This window comes from Enterobacter sp. RIT637 (assembly GCF_019718755.1).
Taxonomy (GTDB): Bacteria; Pseudomonadota; Gammaproteobacteria; order Enterobacterales; family Enterobacteriaceae; genus Enterobacter.
Window position 1 is genome coordinate 1 of the sequence record NZ_JAIHAZ010000028.1, and the last position, 25,888, is coordinate 25,888.

26 protein-coding genes and 1 pseudogene are annotated in these 25,888 nt (G+C 55.5%); 22 read left to right on the top strand and 5 right to left on the bottom strand.

Features of this window, described 5'->3' with window-relative positions:
• From K5E19_RS22545 to ubiA, 4 genes are all read left to right on the top strand, one after another.
• On the top strand, nucleotides 1–496 hold a 496-nt coding region (locus K5E19_RS22545), incomplete at its 5' end, for a carbohydrate porin (RefSeq protein ID WP_221553174.1).
• 114 nt (nucleotides 497–610) lie between these two features.
• The gene (malM, locus tag K5E19_RS22550; RefSeq protein ID WP_126546107.1) at nucleotides 611–1,564 is read left to right on the top strand and encodes a maltose operon protein MalM; all 954 of its coding nucleotides are present in this window, start codon (nucleotides 611–613) and stop codon (nucleotides 1,562–1,564) included.
• A 180-nt stretch (nucleotides 1,565–1,744) separates the two neighbouring features.
• The gene (gene ubiC / locus K5E19_RS22555) at nucleotides 1,745–2,242 is read left to right on the top strand and encodes a chorismate lyase (protein ID WP_089598607.1); all 498 of its coding nucleotides are present in this window, start codon (nucleotides 1,745–1,747) and stop codon (nucleotides 2,240–2,242) included.
• Between the two features lie 12 nt (nucleotides 2,243–2,254).
• Nucleotides 2,255–3,124 carry a 4-hydroxybenzoate octaprenyltransferase gene (gene ubiA, locus K5E19_RS22560; protein WP_221553175.1) on the top strand — a complete coding sequence of 290 codons (870 nt, stop codon included), beginning with the start codon at nucleotides 2,255–2,257 and terminating at the stop codon, nucleotides 3,122–3,124.
• Between the two features lie 93 nt (nucleotides 3,125–3,217).
• On the opposite strand, the gene plsB is transcribed toward ubiA, so the two are convergent.
• A complete protein-coding gene (gene plsB / locus K5E19_RS22565) occupies nucleotides 3,218–5,638 on the bottom strand; it encodes a glycerol-3-phosphate 1-O-acyltransferase PlsB (RefSeq protein ID WP_221553176.1) in 2,421 nt (806 codons plus the stop codon).
• Nucleotides 5,639–5,792: 154 nt separating this feature from the next.
• Between plsB and K5E19_RS22570 the strand changes: the two genes are divergently transcribed.
• From K5E19_RS22570 to K5E19_RS22585, 4 genes are all read left to right on the top strand, one after another.
• Nucleotides 5,793–6,161: a diacylglycerol kinase gene (locus K5E19_RS22570; RefSeq protein WP_014830281.1), complete on the top strand. Its 369-nt coding sequence runs from the start codon at nucleotides 5,793–5,795 to the stop codon at nucleotides 6,159–6,161.
• 108 nt (nucleotides 6,162–6,269) lie between these two features.
• On the top strand, nucleotides 6,270–6,878 hold the full coding sequence (gene lexA, locus K5E19_RS22575) for a transcriptional repressor LexA (protein ID WP_013095053.1): 609 nt from the start codon (nucleotides 6,270–6,272) through the stop codon (nucleotides 6,876–6,878).
• A 62-nt stretch (nucleotides 6,879–6,940) separates the two neighbouring features.
• Nucleotides 6,941–8,278 carry an MATE family efflux transporter DinF gene (gene dinF / locus K5E19_RS22580; protein ID WP_221553177.1) on the top strand — a complete coding sequence of 446 codons (1,338 nt, stop codon included), beginning with the start codon at nucleotides 6,941–6,943 and terminating at the stop codon, nucleotides 8,276–8,278.
• 120 nt (nucleotides 8,279–8,398) lie between these two features.
• Entirely contained in the window at nucleotides 8,399–8,608 is a 210-nt protein-coding gene (locus K5E19_RS22585; protein WP_211449571.1) for a CsbD family protein, read from the top strand.
• Nucleotides 8,609–8,655: 47 nt separating this feature from the next.
• On the opposite strand, the gene zur is transcribed toward K5E19_RS22585, so the two are convergent.
• Nucleotides 8,656–9,168: a zinc uptake transcriptional repressor Zur gene (zur, locus tag K5E19_RS22590; protein ID WP_221553178.1), complete on the bottom strand. Its 513-nt coding sequence runs from the start codon at nucleotides 9,166–9,168 to the stop codon at nucleotides 8,656–8,658.
• Nucleotides 9,169–9,282: 114 nt separating this feature from the next.
• Between zur and K5E19_RS22595 the strand changes: the two genes are divergently transcribed.
• The 4 genes from K5E19_RS22595 (at nucleotide 9,283) to pspG (ending at nucleotide 12,648) form a co-directional block, all read left to right on the top strand.
• Complete coding sequence (locus tag K5E19_RS22595; protein WP_221553179.1) at nucleotides 9,283–9,771, top strand: cupin domain-containing protein; 489 nt, start codon at nucleotides 9,283–9,285, stop codon at nucleotides 9,769–9,771.
• Between the two features lie 173 nt (nucleotides 9,772–9,944).
• Nucleotides 9,945–11,192 (top strand): conjugal transfer protein TraF, encoded by a 1,248-nt coding sequence (gene traF / locus K5E19_RS22600; protein WP_148401244.1) that lies wholly within the window; start codon nucleotides 9,945–9,947, stop codon nucleotides 11,190–11,192.
• Nucleotides 11,193–11,274: 82 nt separating this feature from the next.
• Complete coding sequence (gene dusA, locus K5E19_RS22605; RefSeq protein ID WP_221553180.1) at nucleotides 11,275–12,270, top strand: tRNA dihydrouridine(20/20a) synthase DusA; 996 nt, start codon at nucleotides 11,275–11,277, stop codon at nucleotides 12,268–12,270.
• Nucleotides 12,271–12,405: 135 nt separating this feature from the next.
• Nucleotides 12,406–12,648 (top strand): envelope stress response protein PspG, encoded by a 243-nt coding sequence (gene pspG, locus K5E19_RS22610; protein WP_221553181.1) that lies wholly within the window; start codon nucleotides 12,406–12,408, stop codon nucleotides 12,646–12,648.
• Between the two features lie 184 nt (nucleotides 12,649–12,832).
• On the opposite strand, the gene K5E19_RS22615 is transcribed toward pspG, so the two are convergent.
• Nucleotides 12,833–13,816: a quinone oxidoreductase gene (locus K5E19_RS22615; RefSeq protein WP_221553182.1), complete on the bottom strand. Its 984-nt coding sequence runs from the start codon at nucleotides 13,814–13,816 to the stop codon at nucleotides 12,833–12,835.
• A 66-nt stretch (nucleotides 13,817–13,882) separates the two neighbouring features.
• On the opposite strand from K5E19_RS22615, the gene dnaB reads away from it, so the two are divergent.
• From dnaB to K5E19_RS22655, 8 genes are all read left to right on the top strand, one after another.
• Nucleotides 13,883–15,295: a replicative DNA helicase gene (gene dnaB, locus K5E19_RS22620; protein WP_023310046.1), complete on the top strand. Its 1,413-nt coding sequence runs from the start codon at nucleotides 13,883–13,885 to the stop codon at nucleotides 15,293–15,295.
• Nucleotides 15,296–15,304: 9 nt separating this feature from the next.
• Nucleotides 15,305–16,384 (top strand): alanine racemase, encoded by a 1,080-nt coding sequence (gene alr, locus K5E19_RS22625; protein WP_221553183.1) that lies wholly within the window; start codon nucleotides 15,305–15,307, stop codon nucleotides 16,382–16,384.
• A 22-nt stretch (nucleotides 16,385–16,406) separates the two neighbouring features.
• On the top strand, nucleotides 16,407–16,964 hold the full coding sequence (gene pnuC, locus K5E19_RS22630; protein ID WP_221553184.1) for a nicotinamide riboside transporter PnuC: 558 nt from the start codon (nucleotides 16,407–16,409) through the stop codon (nucleotides 16,962–16,964).
• Nucleotides 16,961–17,971 carry an AAA family ATPase gene (locus K5E19_RS22635; protein WP_221553185.1) on the top strand — a complete coding sequence of 337 codons (1,011 nt, stop codon included), beginning with the start codon at nucleotides 16,961–16,963 and terminating at the stop codon, nucleotides 17,969–17,971. Before pnuC ends, K5E19_RS22635 begins: the two co-directional genes overlap by 4 nt.
• A gap of 75 nt (nucleotides 17,972–18,046) precedes the next feature.
• Entirely contained in the window at nucleotides 18,047–19,240 is a 1,194-nt protein-coding gene (gene tyrB / locus K5E19_RS22640; RefSeq protein ID WP_221553186.1) for an aromatic amino acid transaminase, read from the top strand.
• Between the two features lie 217 nt (nucleotides 19,241–19,457).
• Nucleotides 19,458–20,171 carry an acid phosphatase AphA gene (aphA, locus tag K5E19_RS22645; RefSeq protein ID WP_221553188.1) on the top strand — a complete coding sequence of 238 codons (714 nt, stop codon included), beginning with the start codon at nucleotides 19,458–19,460 and terminating at the stop codon, nucleotides 20,169–20,171.
• Nucleotides 20,172–20,284: 113 nt separating this feature from the next.
• On the top strand, nucleotides 20,285–20,701 hold the full coding sequence (locus K5E19_RS22650; protein WP_221553190.1) for a secondary thiamine-phosphate synthase enzyme YjbQ: 417 nt from the start codon (nucleotides 20,285–20,287) through the stop codon (nucleotides 20,699–20,701).
• A gap of 2 nt (nucleotides 20,702–20,703) precedes the next feature.
• A complete protein-coding gene (locus tag K5E19_RS22655) occupies nucleotides 20,704–21,057 on the top strand; it encodes an MmcQ/YjbR family DNA-binding protein (protein ID WP_023310053.1) in 354 nt (117 codons plus the stop codon).
• A 3-nt stretch (nucleotides 21,058–21,060) separates the two neighbouring features.
• On the opposite strand, the gene uvrA is transcribed toward K5E19_RS22655, so the two are convergent.
• Complete coding sequence (gene uvrA / locus K5E19_RS22660) at nucleotides 21,061–23,883, bottom strand: excinuclease ABC subunit UvrA (RefSeq protein ID WP_221553192.1); 2,823 nt, start codon at nucleotides 23,881–23,883, stop codon at nucleotides 21,061–21,063.
• 251 nt (nucleotides 23,884–24,134) lie between these two features.
• Here uvrA and ssb1 point away from each other — a divergent pair, with 251 nt between their 5' ends.
• Nucleotides 24,135–24,665 (top strand): single-stranded DNA-binding protein SSB1, encoded by a 531-nt coding sequence (gene ssb1 / locus K5E19_RS22665; RefSeq protein WP_023310055.1) that lies wholly within the window; start codon nucleotides 24,135–24,137, stop codon nucleotides 24,663–24,665.
• A gap of 60 nt (nucleotides 24,666–24,725) precedes the next feature.
• On the opposite strand, the gene K5E19_RS22670 is transcribed toward ssb1, so the two are convergent.
• On the bottom strand, nucleotides 24,726–25,007 hold the full coding sequence (locus K5E19_RS22670; RefSeq protein ID WP_008503385.1) for a YjcB family protein: 282 nt from the start codon (nucleotides 25,005–25,007) through the stop codon (nucleotides 24,726–24,728).
• A 659-nt stretch (nucleotides 25,008–25,666) separates the two neighbouring features.
• Between K5E19_RS22670 and K5E19_RS22675 the strand changes: the two are divergent.
• A pseudogene (locus K5E19_RS22675) lies at nucleotides 25,667–25,888 on the top strand (EAL domain-containing protein); the annotation flags it as partial.

The window sequence follows — 25,888 nt, forward strand, 5'->3', positions numbered from 1 at the left end:
CAAAGGTATCCCACAGGGCGGCAGCATCGATAACGACGGCTCCATGTGGCGTGTGCTGGACCACGGTGCAATCACCCTGGCAGACCGTTGGGACCTGATGTACGTCGGTATGTACCAGAACATCGATCGTGACAACAACAACGGCACCGAGTGGTGGACCGTGGGTGTTCGTCCAATGTTCAAATGGACGCCGATCATGAGCACCCTGCTGGAAGTAGGCTACGACAACGTTAAATCTCAGAAAACTGACGACAAAAACAGCCAGTACAAAATCACCCTGGCACAGCAATGGCAGGCAGGCGACAGCATCTGGTCTCGTCCGGCTATCCGTGTCTTCGCAACCTACGCGAAGTGGGATGAGAAATGGGGCTACGCGAACAATGGCGATACCGGCTACACCTCTGGCGTAGCGTATAGCGATACCTCCGCGAAAACCTTCAGCCGTGGCGACAACGATGAGTGGACCTTCGGTGCCCAGATGGAAATCTGGTGGTAATTCGTTAGACCTGACGTAATGACCTAAAAAGAGGGGCGTAAGCCCCTCTCTCCTTAGGGTGCTGCGCGCTATTGCCTGGCCACCGCAGTGCTCACGCTATCAGAGGTAATAACAATGAAAATGAAGAAAAGTCTCGTCGCGCTGTGCCTCTCTGCGGGGCTGCTGGCCTGCGTTCCGGCTGTCACCTTTGCAGACGTCAATTTCGTTCCGCAAAATACCAGTGCTGCGCCAGCGATTCCGGCGGCGGCACTCCAGCAGCTGGTGTGGACGCCAGTTGATCAGTCAAAAGTACAAACCACTCAGCTTTCTGCCGGTGGTCAATCCCTGAACGTGCCTGGTATCAGCGGCCCGGTTGCGGCATTTAGCGTGCCCGCCAATATTGGCGAACTGACCCTGACGCTGACCAGCGAAGTGAACAAGCAAACCAGCGTATTCGCGCCTAACGTTCTGATCCTCGATCAAAACATGACGCCATCAGCCTACTTCCCGAGCGACTATTTTAGCTATCAGGAACCGGGTGTAATGAGCGCTGACCGACTGGAAGGCGTGATGCGCCTGACACCAGCCCTGGGCCAGCAGAAGATTTACGTCCTGGTATTCACAACAGAAAAAGATTTGCAGAAGACGACAAAGCTGGTTGACCCGGCGAAAGCCTACGCGAAAGGCACCGGAAACTCTGTCCCGGATATTCCGGACCCGCTTGCTCGTCATACCACTGATGGTCTGGTCAAACTGAAAGTCTCTACCAACAGTGCTTCAAGCGTACTCGTCGGCCCACTGTTCGGCTCATCCGGCCCGGGCCCTGTGACGGTAGGAAACACCGCTGCACCAGTCTATGCCGCACCTGCTGCTGCCGCGCCTGTGGCTGCATCGGCCCCTGCTCCGGCACCAACGAAGCCATCTGAGCCGGTACTGAACGACACCGAAGCGTACTTCAACAATGCCATTAAGCAGGCAGTGAAGCGCGGCGATGTCGACAAAGCGCTGAAGCTGCTTGATGAAGCTGAACGTTTAGGTTCAACCACTGCCCGTTCCACCTTTATCAGCAGTGTAAAAGGCAAGGGGTAACCGTTTCCCCACAGTGCTGATTTGTTAGTAGTTTAGTGCGCCTGAGTGGGCGCACTTTTTTTGGTTCTCATCGCGCTGTTGCGCCATTGTTGCGATAGTGATCGCTAAATAACGTTTGAACGCCCTCTATCTGCGTTTCTGCGATACAATGCCATTACGTTATGTATCGGAGAGTCTGGCATGTCACACCCCGCGCTTACGCAACTGCGTGCGCTGCGCTATTTCGACCAAATACCTGCGCTTGACCCGGAGCAACTGGACTGGTTGCTGTTGGAAGATTCCATGACGAAACGTTTTGAGCAACAGGGCAAAACGGTCACGGTGACGATGATTCAGGAAGGGTTTGTCTCTGCCGATGACATCGCCAGCGAGCTGCCGCTGCTACCGAAAGAAGATCGCTACTGGCTGCGTGAAATTTTATTGTGTGCTGACGGCGAGCCGTGGCTTGCCGGGCGAACAGTGGTGCCTGAGTCTACCCTTTCCGGACCAGAACTTGCCCTGCAACGATTGGGGAAAACGCCGCTGGGGCGGTATCTTTTCACCTCGTCTGAACTGACCCGAGATTTTATTGAGATTGGCCGTGATGCCGACCTGTGGGGGCGTCGTTCCCGCCTTCGTCTGAGTGGTAAACCGTTAATATTGACGGAGCTTTTTTTACCGGCATCGCCGTTGTACTGAGAGGAAGACAAAATGGAGTGGAGCCTGACGCAAAACAAGCTGCTGGCCTATCACCGCTTAATGCGAACGGATAAACCGATTGGCGCGTTGCTGCTGCTGTGGCCAACCTTATGGGCGCTGTGGGTGGCGACGCCGGGCGTCCCGCCGCTGTGGATCCTGGCCGTGTTTGTTGCCGGTGTCTGGCTGATGCGTGCTGCAGGATGTGTAGTCAACGACTATGCCGACCGGAAATTTGATGGACATGTAAAGCGAACGGCTAATCGCCCGCTGCCCAGCGGCCAGGTTACGGAAAAAGAGGCGCGTACGCTGTTTGTAGTGCTGGTGCTGCTCTCCTTCCTGCTGGTGCTAACGCTTAACACCATGACGATCCTGCTGTCTGTCGCCGCGCTGGCGCTGGCCTGGGTCTATCCGTTTATGAAGCGCTACACCCATCTGCCGCAGGTGGTGCTGGGCGCGGCATTTGGCTGGTCGATTCCGATGGCATTTGCCGCAGTTAGCGAGTCTGTTCCGCTCAGCTGCTGGCTGATGTTCCTGGCGAATATTCTCTGGGCCGTGGCGTACGATACGCAGTACGCGATGGTCGACCGCGATGACGATCTCAAGATTGGCATCAAGTCGACGGCGATTCTGTTTGGCCGTCAGGACAAACTGATTATCGGCATTTTGCAGGTGGCGGTGCTGGCGCTGATGGTGGCGATTGGTCGCCTGAACGGGCTGAACTGGGAGTTTTACTGGTCCGTGCTGGTGGCGGGACTGCTGTTTGCGTATCAGCAGAAGCTGATTGCGAAGCGCGAGCGTGAAGCCTGCTTCAAAGCGTTTTTAAATAATAACTACGTCGGTCTGGTGCTGTTTTTAGGGCTGGCGATGAGTTACTTTGGCTAAAAAGAAGCCCGGTGGCGCTAGCGCTTACCGGGCCTACATGTCATGCAGGAACGTAGGCCGGGTAAGGCGAAGCCGCCACCCGGCTTTTTTACATCACTCGCCCTGCGTCGCGCTTTCGATCGTTAAACGCACGTCCGAGGTAATCAGCTCGGCCAGCATCTGGTAAATCTTGAGCGTCTCTTCCGGTTCGGCATCGCCCGTATCGCTGATAAACCCTTCATCACGCAGCGTCAGCACCAGTGAGCTGAATACCGCTTTGTCGAAGAATTCCGGCGCGTTAATGCCGTGCAGAACAGACAGGCGCTGTGCCAGCGTCCGGCTCTCTTTTTCCAGCGTACCGCGGTTGATCGACGGGTTCGCGCTGAGCAGCCAGAAGGTGATGGCGTAGCGCTGCAGCGTTTCACGCGCACCGGCGGCCAGCAACTGCAGGGTGCGGGAACGCGACGGGTTGATATGCAGCTCGTCATTATTCAGGGTAATCAGCCCCTGACGACGCATCTCTTCCGTCATTTTATCCAGCTCAACCGCCAGCTCATCTTTACTCCAGCGCAGGAACAGCTCCGCTTTCAGCATCGGGTAGATAGCTTCAAGATGGCGCAAGAGTTCCTGACGTGAAATGCGGCGATGCTGGGTAATAATGGCCGCCATCAGCGACGGCAGCATCAGCATATGCGTGATGTTGTTGCGGTAGTACGTCATCAGCACGGCCTGCTCGCGCGGCAGGATGATGATGTCACCGATGGTGTCTTTCTCGACTTCGAACTTGTTCATCTGCAGCGCGTGGTCGATAAGCTCGCTCGCGGTAGCAGAAGGCACGGTCGAATCAACCGAGTACGGCACGTTGCGCATAATGTTCAGGTAGCAATCAAGCTGCTCGGTCAGCTGCTCACGGGTGAGTGAGCGCTGGCGAGAGGCCAGAAGCGCGGTACAGCACAGGTTCATGGCGTTCGCCGCGCCTGCGTTGTTGATGCGCACCATCAGCTCGGCAGCAATACCGTTCACCGTAGGCGTCAGCCACGCCGGACGTACCGCTTCGATAGGATCGATAGACTCGCGCCACTCCGGAACATGGTTGTTCAGATACGTCATCAATGGCATCGGTTCGCCAAAGTTCACGTATCCCTGGCCAAGATTGCGCAGCTTGCTCAGGCCGCGCAGCATCTGCGGCAGGCTCTCTTTCTCTTTGGTCGCACCGCGCAGTTCTTTCGCGTAAGTGCCCACTTCCATGACGTGTTCATAGCCAATGTAGATCGGCACCAGCGTGATCGGACGCGTACCGCCGCGCAGCATTGCCTGGATGGTCATCGACAGCGTGCCGGTTTTCGGATCGAGCAGACGACCGGTACGGGAACGACCGCCCTCCACGAAGTATTCAACGGAATAGCCGCGGCTGAACAGCTCGCCGAGATATTCACGGAATACGGTGGAGTAGAGCTTGTTGCCCTTAAAGGTACGACGGATGAAGAACGCACCCAGACGGCGGAAGATCGGGCCTGCTGGCCAGAAGTTCAGGTTGATGCCCGCCGCAATGTGCGGTGGTACCAGTCCCTGGTGATACAACACATAGGAGAGCAGCAGGTAGTCCATGTGGCTGCGGTGGCAGGGCACATAGACAATTTCATGGCCGTCGTGGGCCAGCTGGCGTACGCGCTCGGCGTTGTGGACGTTAATGCCCTGATAGAGACGGTTCCAGGTGAAGCTCAGGATACGGTCGGAGAGACGAATCATCTCGTAGGAGAAGTTAGCCGCAATCTCTTCCATCAGCGCAATGGCGTTCTGCTGTGCTTTCTCGTGGGAAATCTTCTTGCTGCGCGCTTCGTCTTCAACCGCGCGGGCAATCGCTTTGGAGGCCAGCAGCTTGTTGAACAGATCCTGACGCGCCGGGAGACGAGGCCCAACGGCAGCCAGACGCTGGCGTGCGAAGTGCATACGCGCCACACGCGCCAGTTTTTGCGCGATGATCTTGTCGGTGCCGTGCTCGTCCGCCATACGGCGCAGCGAAACGGAAGGGGAGAAGCGTACAAAGCTGTCGCGTCCCAGCCAGGAGACCGCGAAGAACTTCTGGATGCCGTTGAGCATACGCAGCGGCGGATTCTCTTCGCCTTTTTCGCGGCCCGGACGGCGACCAAACATCACTGAGACCGGCACCATCTGCACATCCAGATCGGGATTGCTGCGGTGCAGGTCGAGATAGTCATGGAACAGCTTGATGGACTCTTCTTTCGGCGTGTAATAGGTAAACACGCGTGGTCCGCCGTGGATAAACACATAGCGCGGCAGCAGAGTGCCATCAACTTCAAGCGGTTCAAGTGGGTCAGGTAAATCATGCGCCAGACATTGGGCGCGAAGCGTCAGCAGGTCTGCCTTCGAGTTATAAGGCAAAACGTACATAATAGGGCGCGACGTATCGAGCCCTAATTCCAGCGCAGGTTCTGCTGGGATAGACTTACTTTTTACCAGGACGCTTAATGGTAAATTAAGTAATTTGTAGTAAATTCGTGGCCAGCCGGACATAAACGATGTAAAGCCTCTGGTTAATAATGCAATTGCGGCGCAAGGATAACAGAAAGCGCGCAAAATTTCTGTTGTTACCCGTCATACTTCAGGCTGCAGCAAAACGCGCTGCGCTTATAGTTAGTGACGCTTTTTCCAATAAAAGGTTCTTTTAATGGCCAATAATACCACTGGGTTAACCCGAATCATCAAAGCTGCTGGCTATTCATGGAAAGGTTTCCGTGCCGCATGGGTCAATGAAGCCGCGTTTCGCCAGGAGGGCGTTGCCGCTATCGTCGCGGTTATCATCGCCTGTTTCCTTGATGTTGATGCTATTACCCGCGTGCTTCTCATCGGCTCTGTTCTTTTGGTGATGATAGTGGAAATTCTCAATAGCGCTATTGAGGCGGTTGTGGACCGTATCGGTTCAGATTTCCACGAACTTTCTGGCCGTGCGAAAGACATGGGGTCTGCCGCTGTGCTGCTGGCGATTATCACGGCAGCGATCACCTGGGTCACGCTGCTTTGGTCACATTTCCGATGAGCCTCGAGGAATAATTAAGTCCCTGGTTTTTTGTGCAGTTTTTGGTTCCAAAATCGCCTTTGACTGTATATACTCACAGCATAACTGTATATACACCCAGGGGGCGGAATGAAAGCGTTAACGACCAGGCAGCAAGAGGTGTTTGATCTCATCCGGGATCATATCGGCCAGACGGGTATGCCACCCACGCGTGCGGAAATCGCGCAGCGTCTGGGCTTCCGTTCTCCAAATGCGGCCGAGGAACATCTGAAAGCGCTGGCGCGCAAAGGTGTGATTGAAATTGTGTCTGGCGCGTCTCGCGGCATTCGTCTGCTGGTGGAAGAAGAGACAGGCATTCCGCTGGTTGGCCGTGTCGCCGCGGGTGAACCTCTGTTGGCCCAGCAGCATATTGAAGGTCACTATCAGGTCGATCCTGGTATGTTCAAGCCGAGTGCAGATTTCCTGCTGCGCGTCAGCGGGATGTCCATGAAAGATATCGGCATTCTTGATGGCGATCTGCTGGCCGTTCACAAAACCCAGGATGTGCGTAACGGTCAGGTTGTGGTCGCGCGTATTGATGATGAAGTGACCGTCAAGCGACTGAAGAAACAGGGTAACACCGTACAGCTGCTGCCCGAAAATAACGAATTCTCCCCGATTGTGGTGGATCTGCGCGAACAGAACTTCTCCATTGAAGGTCTGGCCGTTGGCGTTATCCGCAACGGTGAATGGCTGTAACCTCTTCCTGACAGGCTGCGGGACTCCGTAGCCTGACTCATTTCCCATTCCCGGTATCTTTCATGTCACTGCTTACAGCTTCTGATAAGGCATTGTGGCGTCTTGCACTGCCGATGATTTTTTCCAATATCACCGTTCCTTTGCTTGGCCTGGTGGACACCGCGGTGATTGGTCATCTGGATTCTCCCGTTTATCTGGGCGGCGTGGCGATTGGCGCAACGGCAACCAGTTTTCTCTTTATGCTCCTGCTCTTCTTACGCATGAGTACCACGGGGCTGACGGCACAAGCCTATGGCGCGAAAGATCCGCTGCGACTGGCGCGCGCGCTGGTGCAACCACTCGTTCTGGCGCTTGGGGCTGGCGCGTTAATCGTTCTGTTTCGCACGCCGCTGATTGATCTGGCGCTGCATATTGTGGGCGGGAGCGAGGCGGTACTTGAGCAGGCCAGGCGCTTTCTTGAAATTCGCTGGCTCAGTGCGCCCGCATCGCTGGCAAACCTGGTTCTGCTGGGCTGGCTGCTGGGCGTGCAGTACGCTCGTGCGCCGGTCATCCTGCTGGTGGTGGGAAACCTTTTGAACATCGTGCTCGACCTCTGGCTGGTGATGGGTCTGCACATGAACGTACAGGGCGCGGCGTTGGCAACCGCAGTCGCAGAATACGGCACGTTTATCATCGGTCTGTGGATGGTCTGGCGCGTACTGGCCCTGCGTGGGGTTTCCCTGGTCATGCTGAAAACCGCGTGGCGCGGCAACATCCGCAAGCTGCTGGCGCTGAACCGGGACATCATGCTGCGCTCGCTCCTGCTACAGCTCTGTTTTGGTGCGTTAACGGTTTTTGGTGCCCGTCTTGGGCCTGAGATCGTTGCGGTAAATGCGGTGCTGATGACATTGCTGACGTTTACCGCGTATGCGCTGGACGGCTTTGCTTACGCCGTGGAGGCGCACTCCGGGCAGGCATACGGTGCGCGTGAAACTGGCCAGCTCCACGAGGTGTGGCGGGCGGCTTGCCGTCAGTCAGGTCTGGTCGCGCTGGCGTTCGCACTGATTTATGCCTGTTTCGGCAGCGACATTATCGCGTTACTCACGTCGTTACCGGCATTACGCGAACTGGCGAGCCACTATCTCATCTGGCAGGTGATCTTACCGGTGGTGGGCGTCTGGTGTTATCTGCTGGATGGCATGTTTATTGGCGCAACCCGCGGCGCGGAGATGCGTAACAGCATGGCCGTCGCGGCTGCAGGCTTTGGCCTCACGCTGCTGACCTTACCGTATTTGGGTAATCACGGTTTATGGCTGGCGCTGGCGGTTTTCCTGTCGCTGCGCGGATTGTCGCTGGCATTCATCTGGCACCGCCACTGGCAAAACAATACCTGGCTCCCTTCCCGTCACGATATATCGTGACGGTTAAAGATTCCGAATATGAAATCAACCGCCGAATCCTTAACTACAATAATTATCACGTCCAGCAGAAAAGAACGTAACGGACGTTACGACCCAACGCTTAACTAAGAGGACACGATGATGAATAAAGACGAAATCGGCGGCAACTGGAAGCAGTTCAAAGGTAAAGCGAAAGAACAGTGGGGTAAGCTGACGGATGACGATATGACCGTCATTGAAGGTAAACGCGATCAGCTTGTCGGTAAAATTCAGGAACGTTACGGCTACGCGAAAGACCAGGCGGAAACCGAAGTCAAAGACTGGGAAACCCGTAATGACTACCGCTGGTAACGCTGAATAACCCACAGGGCGGCTCTAAGCCGCCTTTTCTTTTGCCGTTAACGCGGCTTTTTCTTCACGAGAATAGAGTGGTCGTGCTGACAGGCGTCCTGATGACGGCAGGCTTCCACCTCCACGCACGCCGAGCACAGCCCGTGCGCTTCAATCACGTTATGACGCAGGGCGAAGCCCATTTTAGCCGCCAGCGTATGCATAATATCTTCCACGCCTTCCGCACCCTCTTCCTTTACCGCACCGCAGCGATCGCAGATAAACATGGCTGAGGTATGGGTTGGCTGATCGAACAGATGGCACAGTACATAGCTATTGGTCGATTCAACCTTGTGTACAAAACCTTGTTCCAGCAGGAAATCCAGCGCGCGATAAACCGTAGGCGGTTTTGCCTGCGGTTCGCTTGCGCGCAGCAAGTCCAGCAGGTCATATGCGCTGATGGCACCCTGTTGCAGGCTCATCAGGCGCAAGACCTCGAGGCGCTGCGGAGTCAGGCGCACATTGCGTTGCGCACACAGCTTTTCGGCCTGCGCTAACAGCTCTTTTGTGGACTTATCCATTTAGCACCTCGGATGTATAGGATGGAAAACCCTCACTTTATCATGTTCTGGTAAAAACACCGAGATCCACCAGGCTGTGCTATACCTGACGCATCGCAATTCGGGGAATTAACCATGAAAAGACCTGACTGTATTAAGCACTGGAAAGATGTGGAAGGTGCTGACGATTCGACCTATCCCGACAGTGACGAACTTTTTTCCATCGGCGCGCCCCTCGCTCGCAGGCTAGGCTTAGGCCGCATTGGTATTCATCATGAGCGTTTGCCGCCAGGGCGTCGTACGTCTTATCCGCATGCGGAAAGCGACGAAGAAGAGTTTATTTATGTGCTTGAAGGGCATCCGGAGGCCTGGATAAACGGCTACCTGTGGAAGCTTGAACCAGGAGACAGCGTGGGGTTCCCCGCCGGGACGGGCGTTTGCCATACCTTTATAAACAACACTGATGAAGAGGTACGGTTGCTGGTTGTCGGCGAGGCCAACAAAAAGCAAAACCGCATCTACTATCCGCTGAACCCGGTCTATGCCGCGACGCGTGAGGACCGCTGGGTAGATCATCCTCCTCAATTTTTTGGGCCGCACAATGGAAAACCCGAGCGGAAATAATTTTCCTCTTCTATAAATATTGAGGGCCGTCACAAATTACAACAGGCCGTAAGGGAATTTTACTTAGGGAAAGAAATAGCGGGTCTTTTACTACTTATTCACAGCAATAGTTCGTTCCTGTTTGGGTGATAACAGACAGGGGTTATTTCATAACAGACTATAACGGGCATACTGTGAAAAAATATTTTAAATTTTCGGTGGTTAGCATTGCTGTCTCCTTTTTTATGGCAAATCAGGCGGGAGCAGCCAATACCTGGACAGAAGCGCGCAGTGACGCGATGGGGGGAACGGGCGTTGCAGCAGGAACCTACGGCAGCGGTACATTAATCAACCCGGCATTACTGGCGAAAGCGAAACCTGACGATGGTATCACGGTGATCCTGCCGTCCATCGGCGCGCAGATTTCAGACAAAGATAACCTACGGGATAAAATCGATGATATCAGCGACGATGTAAGCCGCTATCGCAGCACGCTGGACAACATCAACCTCATCGATCTCTTAAATCCGCTCAGCCCTGCTTCTCAGCAGGTCTCTTCTGCTGCGGGCGATCTTGCCGATCAGCTGGATTCCCTGAAAGGAAAAACCGCCAGCGGTAAAGCGGGTGGGGGGATCGCCGTCAGTATTCCTAATGACGTGCTCTCCGTCGCCTTTGTGGCGAAAGCGAATGCGCGTGCACGCGTCAGCTCTTACATCGATCAGGGCGATATCGACATATTGCGCGGTGTTGAGGCTGTTCCCGCGACCGCGCTAACGGTTAACCCTAATAATCTAAAATCAAAAGGCTTTGGCCGCGCGGCAATCGTTTCGGACTATGGCGTGACGGTCGCGCGTCAGTTTGATATCAGCGGTGTGCCGGTTTCATTGGGTATCACGCCGAAGCTGCAAAAGACCTGGCTCTATAACTACACCGTCTCGATTTACAACTTCGACAGTGGCGACATCAACAGCAGCCGTTACCGCAATGATGATACTGGCTTTAACGTCGATGCCGGTCTTGCGGCGGACTTCGGGGAAAACTGGACGGTTGGCCTGACCGGACAAAACCTTTTCTCGCGTGATATCGACACCAAAGAGGTGGGTGGGGTGCGTGATACCTATCAAATCAGCCCTGTTGTCACGGCGGGTGCGGCGTGGCATACCGATCTTGTGACCCTGACGGCTGATGGCGATCTGACCGAAACCAAGGGCTTTAAAAGCGAAGATACCTCGCAATATGTTGGCGTCGGTGCCGAGGTGACGCCGCTCAGCTGGCTCGCCGTGCGTGCCGGTTATCGGGCGGATATGAAAGGCAATGACAGCAATGTCTTTACCGGCGGTGTTGGTTTTGCGCCGTTTAACACCGTCCACGTTGACCTGATGGGCCTGTACGGCGAGGACGAAACCTGGGGCGCAGGGGCACAGCTAAGCATGACGTTTTAACGAGAACCGGAGGCGCTGCGCCTCCGGCTTTTCTTTGTGCTATAGTAGCGCCCCTTTTCCACCAGATGCTTAAAACTTCGCCATGTCGTCAGAATTACAGACTGCTTTCCCTGCACACCGTTTCTCCATTGCGCCGATGCTCGACTGGACGGACAGACACTGCCGTTACTTCCTGCGTCAGCTCTCCCGCCATACGCTGCTGTATACCGAAATGGTGACAACCGGGGCAATTATTCACGGTAAGGGCGACTATCTGGCCTATAGCGAAGAAGAGCATCCGGTTGCCCTGCAGCTGGGCGGCAGCGATCCGACCGCGCTGGCGCAGTGCGCGAAGCTGGCCGAAGAACGCGGCTATGACGAAATAAACCTGAACGTTGGTTGTCCTTCCGATCGCGTGCAAAACGGCATGTTCGGCGCGTGCCTGATGGGTAACGCGCAGCTGGTGGCGGACTGCATCAAAGCCATGCGCGACGTCGTCTCTATCCCGGTAACGGTCAAAACCCGTATCGGCATTGATGACCAGGACAGCTACGAATTCCTGTGCGATTTCATCAATACGGTATCCGGGAAAGGCGAGTGCGAGATGTTCATCATCCACGCGCGAAAAGCCTGGCTCTCCGGCCTCAGCCCGAAAGAGAACCGTGAGATCCCGCCGCTGGACTACCCGCGCGTGTATCAGCTGAAGCGTGACTTCCCGCACCTTACGATGTCCATTAACGGTGGCATCAAGTCGCTGGAAGAGGCCAAAGCGCATCTGGAACATATGGATGGCGTGATGGTCGGGCGCGAGGCGTATCAGAACCCGGGCATTCTGGCGACGGTCGATCGTGAAATCTTTGGCATCGAAGGCGCAGACACCGATCCGGTTGCCGTCGTGCGTGCGATGTACCCTTACATTGAGCGCGAGTTGAGCAACGGCACTTATCTTGGTCATATCACCCGGCATATGCTCGGCCTGTTCCAGGGGATCCCGGGCGCGCGCCAGTGGCGTCGTTACCTGAGCGAGAATGCACATAAAGCCGGTGCGGATATTGAGGTGCTGGAGCACGCGCTGCGTCTGGTTGCAGACAAGCGTTAATTTTCACTAAAAGATCGTCAAATTCACCACGCCCCGCACAACGTTGCGGGGCGTTTTTCTTTGAGAACAATTGGTTACGTTTGGCATGATTCTTGTAATGCTTTCTGCATCATTCGGGGCTCGTGGGAGAACACCATGCTGGAACTACTTTTTGTGATTGGCTTTTTTGTGATGCTGATGGTGACGGGCATTTCGCTGCTCGGCATTCTCGCGGCGATCGTTGTGGCAACGGTAGTGATGTTTATCGGCGGATTATTTGCGTTGATGCTCAAACTGTTACCCTGGTTGCTGCTGGCTGTCGCGGTGGTATGGGTGATACGGGCGATAAAAACGCCAAAAGTGCCCAGTTATCAGCGCAATAACCGCTTCCGTTACTAAGGTATTGAGGGGTTCGTCACATACTTGTAACTTTTCCGGCAGCATGCCTTAGAACAGAATAGGATTTACTTATCGAATCTGTCACTATGACTGCCGCTAAAGAATTCATCGAGCTGTACCCTACATACAGCCGAACTAAAAAAAGAAAGGGCTTCCCACGGGAAGCCCAATTTCTTTTTAGGGCCTAGGGGATCAGCAGGCTTGAGCCCTGCGTCGCCCGGCTTTCCAGCACCTCATGCGCGCGCTGCGCATCGGTCAGTGCGTATTTCTGCGCATCCGCCACGTCCACTTTGATCACGCCGCTGGCGATCAGCGAGAACAGTTCGTTGCTGGCTTCCTCCAGTTCTTCCCGGTTGGTGATGTATCCTTGCAGGGAAGGGCGAGTCACATACAGAGAACCCTTCTGGTTCAGAATGCCCAGGTTAACGCCGGTTACCGCGCCTGACGCATTCCCGAAGCTCACCATCAGACCACGGCGCTGCAGGCAGTCCAGCGAGGCTTCCCAGGTATCTTTCCCCACCGAGTCATACACGACCCGCACTTTTTGTCCGTGCGTGATCTCTTTTAGCCGTTCAGCAATGCTCTCTTCACGGTAGTTGATGACCTGCCATGCACCGGCCTGCAGCGCACGCTGTGCTTTCTGCGCGCTGCCGACGATGCCGATAAGCTTCGCGCCCAGTGCCTTCGCCCACTGGCAGGCGATCAGCCCCACGCCACCTGCTGCGGCATGAAAGAGGAACTGCTCGTCAGGTTTGATCTCATAGGTTTTACGCAGCAGGTAAAACACCGTCAGTCCTTTCAGGAACGAGGCAGCAGCCTGCTCAAAGGAGATCGCGTTAGGCAGAAGGGCGGCCTTGTCTGCGGGAACATTGTGTACGGAACTGTAAGCGCCGAGAGCAGATTGCGCATACACCACGCGGTCGCCTTCTTTAATATGCTTAACGGCGTTGCCCACGTTGATGACCACACCCGCCGCCTCCGTTCCCAGCCCGCTCGGCATCGACGGAGGCGGGTAGAGACCGCCGCGAATGTAGGTGTCAATGTAGTTAATGCCAATCGCTTTGTTTTCAACCTGGATTTCATTTTCACCAGGTGTGGCGGGGGTAAACTCCACCGCTTTAAGCACCTCTGGTCCACCATGTTTCTGGAATTCAATGCGCGTTGCCATGCTCCCTCCGTAAGAAAAATATGGTAATCTTTCGACCCACTCTTTATCTCGGTAACTCCATTCACTATGGCAGGAAACAAACCCTTCAACAAACAGACTGAACCCCGCGAACGTGATTTCCAGGTCGCCGGGTTAAAAGTCCCGCCGCACTCGATTGAAGCGGAACAGTCGGTGTTGGGCGGTTTAATGCTGGATAATGAACGCTGGGACGACGTCGCCGAGCGCGTCGTGGCGGAAGATTTCTATACCCGTCCGCACCGCCATATCTTTACCGAAATGGCGCGTCTGCAGGAGTCGGGCAGCCCGATCGACCTGATCACGCTCGCGGAATCGCTTGAGCGACTGGGGCAACTCGACAGCTGCGGCGGGTTTGCCTATCTGGCGGAACTGTCAAAAAACACGCCAAGTGCGGCGAATATTAGCGCTTACGCCGACATCGTGCGTGAACGTGCCGTTGTGCGTGAAATGATCTCTGTGGCGAACGAGATCGCCGAGGCCGGTTTTGATCCGCAGGGTCGTACCAGCGAAGACCTGCTCGACCTCGCCGAATCCCGCGTCTTTAAAATCGCTGAAAGCCGCGCCAATAAAGACGAAGGCCCAAAAAACATTGCCGATGTGCTCGACGCTACCGTTGCGCGTATCGAACAGCTGTTCCAGCAGCCGCACGACGGTGTAACCGGCGTAAACACCGGCTATGACGACCTCAATAAGAAAACCGCTGGCCTGCAGCCGTCGGATTTGATTATCGTCGCGGCGCGTCCGTCGATGGGTAAAACCACTTTTGCGATGAACCTCGTCGAAAACGCGGCGATGTTGCAGGATAAGCCGGTGCTGATCTTCAGTCTTGAGATGCCCTCCGAGCAGATTATGATGCGTTCTCTGGCGTCGCTGTCGCGCGTGGATCAGACCCGCATTCGTACCGGCCAGCTCGATGATGAAGACTGGGCGCGCATCTCCGGCACCATGGGCATTCTGCTGGAAAAACGGAACATCTATATCGATGACTCGTCCGGCCTGACGCCGACGGAGGTCCGTTCCCGCGCGCGCCGTATCGCCCGCGAACACGGCGGCATCGGCCTTATCATGATCGACTACCTTCAGCTGATGCGCGTCCCGTCGCTCTCCGACAACCGTACGCTGGAAATTGCAGAGATTTCCCGCTCGCTCAAGGCGTTAGCCAAGGAGCTGCACGTGCCGGTGGTGGCGCTGTCGCAGCTTAACCGCTCTCTGGAACAACGTGCCGACAAGCGCCCGGTCAACTCCGATCTGCGTGAATCCGGCTCCATCGAGCAGGATGCCGACTTAATCATGTTCATCTACCGTGATGAGGTTTATCACGAGAACAGCGACCTGAAAGGGATTGCTGAAATTATTATTGGTAAGCAACGTAACGGCCCCATCGGTACGGTACGTCTGACCTTTAACGGACAATGGTCGCGCTTTGATAACTATGCGGGACCGCAGTACGACGACGAATAAGGATTTTACATGCAAGCGGCAACTGTAGTGATTAACCGCCGCGCTCTGCGACACAACCTGCAACGTTTGCGCGAACTGGCACCCGCCAGCAAGCTCGTTGCAGTCGTGAAAGCGAACGCTTACGGACACGGTCTTCTCGAGACCGCGCGAACGCTCCCCGATGCCGACGCCTTTGGCGTAGCCCGTCTTGAAGAAGCCCTCCGCCTGCGCGCGGGCGGTATTACCCAACCCATTCTGCTCCTCGAAGGCTTTTTTGAAGCGTCGGATCTGCCAACCATTGCCGACCAGCATCTGCACACGGCGGTACACAATGAAGAACAGCTCGCGGCACTCGAAACCGCCGAGCTGAGCGAGCCGGTGACCGTATGGATGAAGCTCGACACGGGCATGCACCGTCTGGGCGTGCGCCCGGAAAACGCAGAGGCGTTTTATCAGCGTTTATGCCGGTGCAAAAACGTGCGCCAGCCGGTGAACATCGTCAGCCACTTTGCCCGTGCCGATGAGCCCGAGTGCGGGGCGACCGAGAAGCAGCTCGATATCTTCAACACCTTCTGCGAAGGCAAACCGGGGATGCGCTCAATTGCGGCATCGGGCGGCATTCTGCTTTGGCCGCAGTCGCACTTCGACTGGGCTCGCCCGGGCATTATCCTTTACGGTGTGTCGCCGCTGGAGGGTAAACCCTGGGGGCCAGATTTCGGCTTCCAGCCGGTGATGTCCCTTGTCTCTAACCTGATCGCCGTGCGCGAGCACAAAGCCGGTGAGCCGGTGGGCTACGGCGGCACATGGACCAGCGAACGCGATACGCGGCTGGGCGTGGTGGCGATGGGATATGGTGACGGTTATCCGCGCGCCGCGCCGACGGGCACGCCTGTGCTGGTCAATGGTCGTGAAGTGAAGATTGTTGGTCGCGTGGCGATGGACATGATTTGTGTCGATCTGGGGCCTGAAGCGCAGGACAAAGCAGGCGATGCGGTGGTGATGTGGGGCGAAGGTTTGCCCGTTGAACGCATTGCGGAATTAACGAAAGTGAGTGCTTACGAACTTATCACGCGCCTGACGTCAAGGGTCGCGATGAAGTACATCGACTAACATTTTATTCCAGGGAAGGATAATGTCCCCTTTCGAACTCGCTGCTTGTCTGGCCTACGCGCTCTCCGTCTGGCTGGCTGCCAGAAATAACATCCATACGTGGTGGATAGGCATCATAGGCTGCGGGCTTTATGCCTGGGTCTTCTATTCTGTGCAGCTATATGCTGACGTTACCCTTCAGTTCTTCTTCATTATCACGAGCATAACCGGTTGGCTGCACTGGCTGAAAGGCAATCGCGGGGACGTACTGCCCGTCCGGCGTACCAGACCGGGGCATTTTTTTATTCTGCTGGCCTGTGCCATGAGCGTGGCGGCGGTGTACGGACTTATATTGCATCTCTACACCAATGCCTGGGCGCCCTGGCTGGATTCCATCATTTTGACATTCAGCGTTCTTGCTCAGTTTATGCTGATGGGACGACGCCTGGAAAACTGGTACGTCTGGATTGCCGTTAACACGCTAGCGGTACCGCTGTATGCGATGAGGGACCTGCATCTGACCGCCGGGTTATATCTGCTGTTTTGGTTTAATGCGTGGCACGGGCTTTATCAGTGGCGTAGGGAGATCCGCGCGCAATGAAGTGTTATGCCAGCGGCCTGGTTGTGGGCAAATTTGCACCTTTGCATTCAGGGCATGAAGCGCTTATCAATGCGGCTCTTGAGCAGTGCGAGACGGTCTTTATCATTAGCTATTCGGTGCCGGAAATACGCGGTTATGAACCTGAAAAACGACTTCACTGGTTAACGATGCGCTTCCCGCAATGTCGCCATCTTGTGCTTTCTCCGCAGGTGATGGCGTCTTACGATATTGCGCCGCCCCCACCGAACGACGCTGACGCCGATCTGCATCGTCATTACGTTGCCACGCTGTGTGAAGACATCCTGCATTGTCAGCCACAGGCGGTATTTACTGCCGAAGATTATGGCGACGGGTTTGCCAGTGTGTTGAGCCAACGTTTCGGACGACCGGTTGCGCACGTTCGTCTCCAGCGTTCATTGGAACCTGACGCCCCTTCGGGAACGCGCATACGTTCTGATGTTCATCGTTATCGTAAGATGATGTCCCCTGAGGTTTATCGCAGCTTTGTTTTCCGCATCTGCTTATTAGGTGGAGAATCAACGGGCAAAAGCACACTTTCTAAGGCACTGGCGCAGACGCTAAACGTCCCGTACGTTGCCGAGTATGGTCGTGAACACTGGGAAGCAAAGAATGGCGTTCTTGAGCTGGAGGATTTGCTGCATATAGCCCGGGAGCAAGTGCGCCGAGAGGAATTATCCTGTATCGCGCCTTACCTGGTGTGCGATACATCACCTTTAACGACCTTGTTTTACACGCTCGATCAGTTTGGCAGCGCACCGCAGGCATTAATTGAGTTAGCCGAACGCGACTATTCTCTGGTCGTACTCTGCGGGGATGAATTTCCCTTTGTGCAGGATGGGACCCGTCAGGATGAGGCGTTTCGTCATCGGCAGCAGGCGTGGTATGAAGCGGAGCTGTCACAGCGAAATATCCCCTTTTTGCGCGTGCAGGGTCCACTCTCTGCGCGAATCGATCAAATTTGCCGATATATCCAGGGGCAGGCCTGATATCGCTCTCGACCTTCTCCCACTTCCGGTTTATTGTTGAAATCCCTGCCTCATCGAATTCCGGAGAACCATCGCGTGTTTCAGAAAGTTGACGCCTATGCCGGCGACCCTATCCTCTCCTTAATGGAGCGTTTCAAAGAAGATCCTCGCAGCGACAAAGTGAACCTCAGCATCGGTTTGTATTACAACCACGAGGGTTTTATTCCTCAGCTGCAGGCCGTTGCCGAAGCTGAAGCGCGTCTTAACGCTGTTCCACACGGTGCGTCGCTCTATCTGCCGATGGAAGGGTTAAATGCCTATCGCAGCACCATTGCGCCGCTGCTGTTTGGTGCCGATCACGCGGTGCTCGCACAAAAACGCGTGGCGACCATCCAGACGCTGGGCGGCTCGGGTGCGCTGAAAGTGGGTGCAGACTTCCTGAAAAAATACTTCCCGGATTCAGGCGTGTGGGTCAGCGATCCGACGTGGGAAAACCACGTTGCGATCTTCGAGGGCGCAGGCTTCAAAGTGGCGACCTATCCGTGGTTCGACAGCGAAACTAACGGCGTGCGCGTTGACGCGCTGCTGGAAAAACTGAACACCCTGCCGGAGCGCAGCATTGTGCTGCTGCATCCATGCTGCCATAACCCGACCGGTGCGGATCTCACCAACGCCCAGTGGGATGCGGTGATTGAGGTACTGAAGGCCCGCAACCTGATCCCGTTCCTCGACATCGCCTATCAGGGCTTTGGCGCGGGCATGGAAGACGATGCTTACGCCATCCGCGCCGTGGCCAGCGCCGGGCTGCCAGCGCTGGTCAGTAACTCCTTCTCAAAAATCTTCTCGCTTTACGGCGAGCGCGTGGGCGGTCTGTCCGTGGTGTGTGAAGACGCCGAAGCGGCGGGTCGCGTGCTGGGTCAGCTGAAAGCGACGGTGCGCCGCATCTACTCCAGCCCGCCAAACTTTGGTGCGCAGGTGGTGGCGACGGTCCTCGGTGACGAACAGCTGAAAGCGTCCTGGCTTGCGGAAGTGGAAGCGATGCGCCAGCGCATTCAGACGATGCGTCAGGAACTGGTTAACGTCCTGAAAGAGGCCGTGCCGGGACATAACTTCGACTACCTGCTCAAGCAGCGCGGAATGTTCAGCTACACCGGACTGAGTGCGGCACAGGTCGATCGCCTGCGCGAAGAGTTTGGCGTCTACCTGATCGCCAGCGGCCGCATGTGCGTAGCGGGTTTAAATGCCAGCAACGTTCATCGCGTGGCGCAGGCGTTTGCTGCTGTGATGTAAGTACTTACCAACCCTCCCTCTCCCCGTGGGAGAGGGCCGGGGTGAGGGCATCAGGCCGCACAAAAAGGTTGTCCGGCCTTTTGTGATCGTCTTCTTTTTATTCAGCTTCATAAGCAAAAACTCCTTCCCTTCACCTCCCGCTGGGGTGATGGTCGGATAGTTTTTTGACCATTCACTCAAAATAAAACGATAACAAACTGAATATTCAGGGGAAAATATGCGCAAGATCACACTGGCGCTCAGCGCCGCCTGCTTATTGTTCTCACTTAACAGTGCTGTCGTGGCTCGAGCTTCTGCCCCGACGCCGCTTTACACCGGCACCACTGCCGCCATTCTTGCCGAGCAGGCGCCCATTCACTGGGTCTCTGTGGCTCAAATCGAAAACAGTCTGGTAGGCCGTCCGCCAATGGCCGTAGGCTTTGACATTGACGATACCGTGCTGTTCTCAAGCCCTGGCTTCTGGCGCGGGAAGAAAACGTATTCACCGGACAGCGAAGCGTATCTGAAGAACCCGGAATTCTGGGAAAAAATGAACAACGGCTGGGACGAATTCAGCATCCCGAAAGAGGTGGCACGCGCGCTGATCGCCATGCACGTGAAGCGCGGCGACAGCATTTACTTTGTCACCGGCCGCAGCCAGACCAAGACGGAAACCGTCTCCAAAACGATACAGGATGATTTCCTGATCCCGGCTGCCAGCATGAACCCGGTCATTTTTGCGGGTGATAAAGAAGGGCAAAACACCAAAATCCAGTGGCTGGAAAAGAAAAATATCAAAGTGTTTTATGGTGATTCCGATAACGACATCACCGCCGCGCACGACGCAGGAGCCAGAGGGATCAGGGTATTACGCGCCTCTAACTCGACCTATCGACCGCTGCCGATGGCCGGAAAGTTTGGCGAAGAGGTGATCGTCAACTCGGAGTATTAAGTACCCGGCAGCGAGTTTGACTCTTTTTTAATCAAATCTCGCTGCTGCGGGTTTTACCTTTCGTCTTCTTGCTGCACACTTAGAAAGATTCATCTTTCATTACGGAGCAGCACATGTGGTACCAACAGACCCTGACCTTAAGCGCTAAACCACGCGGATTTCACCTGGTGACGGATGAAGTCATCGGGCAACTCCGCGACCTGTCGCGCGTCAAAACGGGTTTGCTGCATTTGCTGCTTCAGCACACGTCCGCCTCTCTCACGCTTAATGAAAATTGCGACCCCACCGTCCGGTCCGACATGGAGCACCATTTTCTGAAGAGCGTCCCGGACAACGCGCCTTATGAGCATGACTATGAGGGAGCGGACGATATGCCTTCGCATATCAAATCTTCCCTGCTGGGCGTATCGCTGATGCTGCCGGTTCACAACGGGCGGCTGGTGTTGGGAACGTGGCAGGGGATCTGGCTGGGAGAACATCGCATTCACGGTGGTTCGCGTAAAATTATCGCTACGCTACAAGGGGAATAAAGATGACAATTTCGGAGATACTTCAGTACTGCATGAGCAAGCCGGGCGCGGAGCAAAGCGTCCACAGCGACTGGAAAGCCACGCAGATTAAGGTCGGTGATGTGCTGTTTGCGATGGTGAAAGAGGTGGAAGGCCGTCCGGCGGCGTCGCTGAAAACCAGCCCGGAGCTGGCCGATTTATTGCGTCAGCAGCACGATGATGTCAGACCAAGCAAGCATCTGAATAAAGCGCACTGGAGCACTGTGTATCTCGACGGTTCCATTCCCGGATCGCAAATTTACTACCTGGTGGACGCGTCCTATCAGCAGGCGGTTGAGCTGCTGCCGGAAACAACCCGACAGCAGCTCTCCGTGTGACGATTACAGCAACGGTTTAAGGAAGCGTGCGGTGTGCGAGGCTTCGCACTCTGCAACGGTCTCTGGCGTGCCGGAGACGAGAATTTCACCGCCGCCGCTGCCGCCTTCCGGACCGAGATCGACAATCCAGTCCGCGGTTTTAATCACGTCCAGGTTATGTTCGATGACCACGATAGTGTTGCCCTGGTCTCTGAGCTGATGCAGAACCTCGAGCAGCTGCTGGATGTCGGCAAAGTGCAGACCGGTAGTCGGCTCATCAAGAATGTACAGCGTCTGACCGGTGCCGCGTTTTGACAGCTCACGCGCCAGCTTCACGCGCTGCGCTTCACCACCGGAAAGCGTTGTCGCCGACTGCCCCAGACGAATGTAGGTCAGGCCAACGTCCATCAGCGTTTGCAGCTTACGCGCCAGCGCAGGGACGGCGTCAAAGAACTCGCGCGCCTCTTCGATGGTCATGTCCAGCACTTCGTGAATGGTCTTGCCCTTGTACTTAATCTCCAGCGTTTCGCGGTTATAGCGCTTGCCTTTGCACTGGTCGCACGGCACGTAGATATCCGGCAGGAAGTGCATCTCAACCTTGATCACGCCGTCGCCCTGGCACGCTTCGCAGCGTCCGCCGCGCACGTTAAAGCTGAAACGTCCTGGCGTATAGCCGCGGGAGCGCGCTTCCGGCACGCCCGCGAAGAGTTCACGTACGGGCGTAAAGACGCCGGTATAGGTCGCCGGGTTAGAGCGCGGAGTGCGGCCTATCGGGCTCTGGTCGATGTCGATAACTTTATCGAAATGCTCCAGCCCCTGGATGTCGCGGTACGGCGCAGGCTCCGCCAGCGTCGCGCCGTTCAGCGCCGTCTGCGCAATCGGGAACAGCGTGTCGTTGATCAGCGTCGATTTACCGGAACCGGACACGCCGGTAACACAGGTAAACAGGCCAACCGGCAGCGTCAGGGTCACGTCTTTCAGGTTGTTACCGCGCGCGCCGGTCAGCTTCAGCACTTTTTCCGGATCTGCGGTTACGCGCTGTTTCGGCACTTCAATCTTGCGCTTACCGCTCATGAACTGACCGGTCAGCGACTCGGGCACCGCCATAATGTCTTTCAGCGTCCCTTCTGCAACGACCTGACCGCCGTGTACGCCAGCGCCTGGGCCAATGTCGATGACGTGGTCAGCCGCGCGGATCGCATCTTCGTCGTGTTCAACCACGATCACCGTGTTGCCGAGGTTGCGCAGGTGAACCAGCGTACCGAGCAGACGCTCGTTGTCGCGCTGGTGCAGGCCGATGGACGGCTCATCCAGCACGTACATCACGCCGACTAAGCCCGCGCCAATCTGGCTCGCCAGACGGATACGCTGCGCTTCACCGCCAGAGAGCGTTTCTGCCGAGCGGGAAAGCGTCAGGTAGTTCAGGCCGACGTTCACGAGGAACTTGAGGCGATCGCCGATCTCTTTCAGCACTTTTTCGGCAATTTTTGCACGCTGGCCGGAGAGCTTCAGGTTGTTGAAGAAGTCCATCGCGTGGCCGATGCTCATGTCTGAGATGGTCGGCAGCGCCGTGTTTTCGACAAACACGTGGCGCGCTTCGCGACGCAGGCGCGTGCCTTCACAGGTGGCGCAGGAGCGGTTGCTGATGAACTTCGCCAGCTCTTCACGTACCGCGCTGGATTCGGTCTCTTTGTAGCGGCGCTCCATATTGTGCAGCACCCCTTCAAACGGGTGGCGACGCACGGAGGTATCGCCGCGATCGTTCATATACTTGAACTCGATGTTATCTTTGCCGGAACCGAACAGGATCACTTTGTGTACGTTCGGGCTCAGGCTTGCCCACGGGGCTTCAACGTCGAATTTGTAGTGCTCCGCCAGCGATTTCAGCATCTGGAAATAGTAGAAGTTACGCTTGTCCCAGCCGCGAATGGCGCCGCCCGCCAGCGACAGCTCCGGGTTTTGGATCACGCGGTCCGGGTCGAAATACTGCTGTACACCCAGGCCGTCACACGTCGGGCAGGCACCCGCCGGGTTGTTGAACGAGAACAGGCGCGGTTCAAGCTCACGCATGCTGTAGCCACAAATCGGGCAGGCGAAGTTGGCGGAGAAGAGCAGCTCTTCCGCTTTCGGGTCGTCCATGTCGGAGACCACGGCCGTGCCGCCAGAGAGTTCCAGCGCCGTTTCAAAGGATTCCGCCAGGCGCGTCGCCAGGTCTTCACGGACTTTGAAACGGTCAATCACCACCTCAATGGTGTGCTTCTTCTGCAGCTCCAGCTTGGGCGGATCGGACAGGTCACACACTTCGCCGTCGATACGGGCGCGGATATAGCCCTGGCTTGCCAGGTTTTCCAGCGTTTTGGTGTGTTCGCCCTTACGCTCTTTGATGATCGGCGCAAGCAGCATCAGGCGTTTGCCTTCCGGCTGCGACAGCACGTTATCCACCATCTGGCTCACGGTCTGGGCCGCCAGCGGGACGTCGTGGTCCGGGCAGCGCGGCTCGCCCACGCGGGCATACAGCAGACGCAGGTAGTCATGAATTTCGGTAATGGTCCCGACCGTTGAGCGCGGGTTATGCGAGGTGGACTTCTGCTCAATAGAGATAGCAGGGGATAACCCTTCAATATGGTCGACATCCGGTTTTTCCATCAGCGACAGGAACTGACGCGCGTACGCAGAGAGTGATTCAACGTAACGACGCTGTCCTTCGGCATACAAAGTGTCGAAAGCCAGTGAGGATTTGCCAGACCCCGAAAGCCCGGTCACGACAATGAGTTTGTCGCGAGGGATTATGAGGTTGATATTCTTGAGATTGTGGGTGCGGGCGCCCCGAACTTCGATCTTATCCATTCACCTTTCCCGGTTGGAACACGGATTGCCTGATTTGTTTGAAGGACAAACGGCTGTCAGAAACGGCTAATTATGACACAATTTGACCTGTTTGAATATACAGTATTGGAATGCATTTTCTGATTGGCTGTGTAACAATGTCGAGTTCGCGAGAGATTTCTGAACCAACTACGCAACTATGCAAATTGCCGCGTGGAAATGGTACACTCGCGCGTTTACACTATTAAGAAACGTATTCAGGAGACACGAACATGGCCAGCAGAGGCGTAAACAAGGTGATTCTCGTCGGTAATCTGGGCCAGGACCCGGAAGTACGCTACATGCCGAGTGGTGGCGCAGTTGCCAACATTACGCTGGCTACTTCCGAATCCTGGCGTGATAAAGCGACCGGTGAGATGAAAGAGCAGACCGAATGGCACCGCGTTGTGCTGTTTGGCAAACTGGCCGAAGTGGCCGGTGAGTATCTTCGTAAAGGTTCTCAGGTCTATATCGAAGGCCAGCTGCGTACCCGCAAATGGACCGATCAGTCCGGCGCTGAGAAATACACCACGGAAGTGGTGGTGAACGTGGGCGGCACCATGCAGATGCTGGGTGGCCGTCAGGGCGGTGGCGCACCGGCAGGTGGCGGTCAGAGCCAGCAGCAGGGCGGTTGGGGCCAGCCTCAGCAGCCGCAGGGCGGTAACCAGTTCAGCGGCGGCGCGCAGTCTCGTCCACAGCAGCAGTCTGCTCCGGCGCCTTCTAACGAACCGCCAATGGACTTCGACGACGATATCCCGTTCTGATCCACGGATGCGAAAACAAAAAACCCAGACATCGTCTGGGTTTTTTTATTGATGAAGGGATCAGGTAATCACCATCGGCCAGTCTGGCGGCGTGTGGCTCATGGCTTCCACCATCACCACTTTTATATTTTCCCAAACGGCAGCGATATCCAGCAGGGTAATGCCAAGCAGGCCCGTCGCGAACCAGCAGGCTGCGCCCAGCCCCAGCAGGGTGCTGATCACCGCAAGGCCAGCGTAGTCAGATTTACGAAACTGAATGTTCAGCGTGCTGGCTAAAAACATCAAAACCGCACTTAACAATGGCCAGCGCAGGAGAACCATGCTGGTGGTAATGGTCGCCATAAACCCATCCTCAACAATACAGACGAACTGAAATGAAACAGCGTTTCTCGTTACATAAGATGTGTGAACTATATCACACTTGCTGTTTTATTCGCCAGTCTCACGGCGTGGAAAAATGGGCGATTTATCACCATGGAGAATATATCTTTGTAAGCGAGGCTGTCGCCTCAACGTAACGCCCGCCAGGGCAAGTGCGGCGAGAGACGGGGGAACGCGAGGCTCGCGCAAAAAGGCCTCTCCGGTCAGCCATTTTCGTGGTGAAGTGAAGCGTTATTTTTTGCCCTTCGTAAAAATATTCTGGTTACGTTTGATTATTAATAAATCAAACGACGAAGCAGAGGGGAACAATTATCACGAAATTTCATGTTCATCTTGTTCTTTTTTCATGCGGCCAGAAGTTTGGTTTAATCAACGATCCGCTGTTGTGCTATCTAAAACTACCCGCTTGTACTGGATAATTATTTTCCTTAATTGAAACGGAACGAATACTTTCAGTTTAGCTTACGGGAAAATATTATCGTCATAACCAATTTTAAGATTTTTAATACTAAAAGTCGGTTGCTAACTTCGCATGATTCATGCAACGTAATCATCTGTTTATCAAAGTATCCGGCCTTCATTACTACAGGCGTACAACATGCAGGGATATAGGGCGGGAAATGAATCGTAGCGCGCGGCGCAAGATGCTCAGGGTGGTAGGGATCATCATGGTAGTTATGCTACCGGTGATGCTTGCGCTATGGTTTGCCCAGCTCAGAGCCGTGTCCGAAACAAGCGCCCAACTGCGCACATTTGCTGGACTGGCGTTAGACAAAACAGAGCTTGTCATTCAACAGGTTGATTTAGCACGCGACGGCGCTGAGAAATATCAGGGTAAACTG